The organism is Syntrophomonas sp. UBA5494 (assembly GCF_002426325.1).
Genome location: NZ_DIPG01000131.1, coordinates 14,426 through 17,734, shown reverse-complemented (window position 1 = coordinate 17,734; position 3,309 = coordinate 14,426). Strand labels below are relative to the sequence as shown.

At 52.5% G+C, this 3,309-nt stretch carries 1 protein-coding gene; it reads left to right on the top strand.

Features of this window, described 5'->3' with window-relative positions:
- Nucleotides 1–634: 634 nt before the first annotated feature.
- On the top strand, nucleotides 635–3,271 hold the full coding sequence (locus B3W37_RS14745) for an FAD-dependent oxidoreductase (RefSeq protein ID WP_483176254.1): 2,637 nt from the start codon (nucleotides 635–637) through the stop codon (nucleotides 3,269–3,271).
- Nucleotides 3,272–3,309: the final 38 nt, after the last annotated feature.

Below are 3,309 nucleotides of genomic sequence, written 5' to 3'. Positions count from 1 at the left end.
ATGTTGACCTGCCCCACCAGGGTAACGATGGCAAGCGCAAACGAGACGATACCTGCGATTCCGTGCCAAGGCCATCACCCGCTTGCGCCCGAAGCCTCCTATCGGGCTTAGAAGGCCTATAGGCAGAAGCGAACAGATCGAGGCTATGGCCAGACAGAGCACAGGACCAGTCGTCTCGGTGATATGGCAGATGGCGGCGAACAACGCCGCATAGCCGGTGAGAATATGGACAACCTGGCCACTCCATATGATGACGATGATAGACTCCCAGTCGCCGGCAGCTCGCGTCCTTTGAGTTTAATTCAATCTTTGTTTTCATGAACATAGCCCTCTCTATTACTATGTAACACATAACATATTCGAATATTGTTATTCCTGGCGCTTGAGCTGCGGCATTCTAAGTGGCAACTTCCCTATCTACCGGAGTTTATCTCTGGTTTGTTCCGGCCGGGTGAATTATAATGGGACAAAGACTATAACAGAACACCACATCATACAGGTAGAGCAGCAAAGTTGTTAAAGTATTCGCAAATATCAAGTGTCTGGGAATGTTATGAGGGTGTATGACCCAAATTTTGACTCGAGCAGTAATTCGGCCGAGTGGCTGAAATCCATGAAGGAGAGGAATGAGCCTATGACAGCAATTGTAATGAAAGATGATGTTTACTGGGTAGGCGTGCGCGACCCCGAACTGCGGATTTTCGATGCGGTCATGACCACCGATATCGGCACCAGCTATAATGCCTATTTGGTTAAAGGCAGTGAAAAAACGGTGCTGATGGAGGTGTGCGAGGATAAGTTTTTTGACCAGTATGTGGAGAATGTCAAAAGTGTTGCAAACCTTGCTGATATCGATTATCTAATCATGAATCATACTGAACCGGACCATTCTGAAGCCGTTGCTAAGTTGATCGACCTGGTGCCCAACTTGACGGTCCTGGGCAGTCAAACCGCTCTCGCTTTTCTGCGTGAGATCACCAATAAACCGTTTAAAGCCCAGGAAGTAAATGACGGCGACCGGCTGGAATTGGGGGGGAGAACTTTGCGCTTTATCAGTGCTCCTTTCCTGCACTGGCCGGACACCATTTATACCTATCTGGAAGAGGACCAGATCCTTTTCACCTGCGATTCATTCGGCTCCCACTACCCGGATGAACGCCTTTTCAATGATTTAATGGAAAGCAATTTTCTCACCCCTTACAAAGAGTACTTTGACGCCATCATCGGGCCGTTCAAGCCATACGTTTTAGAAGCCCTGGATAAGATTAAAGGTCTTCCCCTGGCTATGGTGGCGCCCGGTCACGGTCCGGTATTGCGCAAAGATATCGACCGTTATATCGATTTGTACCGGCAATGGTCCCTGCGGACGCCGATTCCTAAAAGCGACAAGCCCAAGATTGTGCTTGCCTACCTGAGTATTTATGGTTTTACCGAAAAACTGGCCAACAGCATCGTTGACGGAATCACCAGCATAGGAGATTTTGATGTTAGGAGATACCGCTTAATAGAAGACAAGCTTGATGATCCGGAACTGTTGGACCGGGTGGCGGAAGATCTTTTAGATGCCAGCGGATTTCTGCTTGGGTCAAATACCGTTAATGGCGACGCCCTGCCCCAGGTCTGGAAGCTGCTCAGCCGTTTGTCACCGATAAGTCATGGAGATAAAGTGGCTATGGCTTTTGGCGCCTATGGATGGAGCGGGGAAGCCGTGCCCAGCATAGAAAACCGCATGCAGGCCCTGCGCATGCAGGTTATGCCCGGCTTGCGGGTCAGATTCAAACCAGGGGAAGGCAATCTGGAGGATGCGTTCATGCTGGGTATGGATTTCGGACGCGCCATTCTGGATAAGAAGCAGGATAAGTCCATGCAGCGCTGGCGCTGTCTGGTCTGCGGGCATATTCATGTCGGGGCTGAACCGCCTGCGGTGTGCCCGGCCTGTGGAGTAGGGCCGGAAAACTTTGTTCGCGAGTCCATGGAGGATGAATTTATCAACGACACTCAGGATAAATTCGTTATTATCGGCGGGGGTATTGCCGCCCTGTCGGCCGCTCAATCAATTCGCAAGCGCAACCGCAGCGCGGCCATCCTCATGCTGAGTGAAGAAGAATATCATCCCTATTACCGGCCGGCTTTATCCGATCTGCTCAGCGAAGATCTTCCCGATAAGCGGCTGTATGTATTCGATCCGGCCTGGTATGCGGACAACCGGGTGGAACTGAGGATGGGAACCCGGATAGTGAAGATTGAACCTGATAAGCAAGCAGTGGTTACGGAGCGGAATGAAAGCATCCCTTACACCAAATTGATTGTAGCTACCGGAGCCCGCAGCAACATCCCTCCTTTCAAAGGACGGGAAAACCGCGGCGTCTACGCTCTGCGCAGCCTTCAAGATGCCCTGGCCTTAAAGGAAGCCATTAAGCCGGCTAAGAAAGCGGTGGTTATCGGCGGCGGGGTGTTGGGCCTGGAAGCGGTATGGGAAATGGTCTCCAGCGGGGTTGAGGTAGCGGTTGTCGAGTACAACCAGCGCCTGATGCCCCGCCAGTTGGACGAACCGGCCTCCCTGCGCCTGCAGCAGTTGATGGAGAACAAAGGAGTAAAGTTGTATCTGGGCCTGGGTACTGAAGCAATAGTAGGCGACGGTCAGGTACGGGGCGTACGTCTCAATGACGGGCAGCTGTTGGAAGCAGATCTGGTGTTATTGTCCACCGGGGTCAGGCCCAATGTGGAGCTGGCCCAGGATGCCGGCATTGAAGTGGCTCAGGGAGTGGTGGTGGACAGCCGTATGCGCACCAGCCTGCCCAATATTTATGCCGCCGGGGACGGCGCCCAGTTCGGGGACAGGCTGGTGGGTCTGTGGCCGGTTTCCCTGGAGATGGGACGGGTAGCGGGAGCCGCCGCTGCCGGTGACTGGCTGGAATATAAAGCTCCTCTGCTGTCAACTATGCTGGCTGCTTTTGATATGGAGGTATTCTCAATCGGAGACGTCAATCTCCCCCCCGAACAATGCCGGGTAGTGGAGGTCAACGATCCGGTGGAAAAATACTTTAAGCGCAGTTATTTTAAAGATGGAGTTCTGGTGGGAGAAATCATCATCGCTCCCCGGGTGGACACAACTCAATCAATGCAGAGTTTAGGCCGGGACAGCAGCGGGAAAAAACGCGGCAATCGCTGGAAATGCCGGGTCTGCGGCTACGTGCACGAGGGACCTGAACCACCCGACATATGTCCGGTATGCAGCGCTACCAAAGATATGTTCGATCCCATAGATTAATGTTTGAGCATGGCGCGGATTTTCGCGCCATGCTTTTA

Bases quoted from the DNA above. Each gene is read 5' to 3' on its own strand.
- B3W37_RS14745 (WP_483176254.1), top strand. From the start codon at position 635: ATGACAGCAATTGTAATGAAAGATGATGTTTACTGGGTAGGCGTGCGC.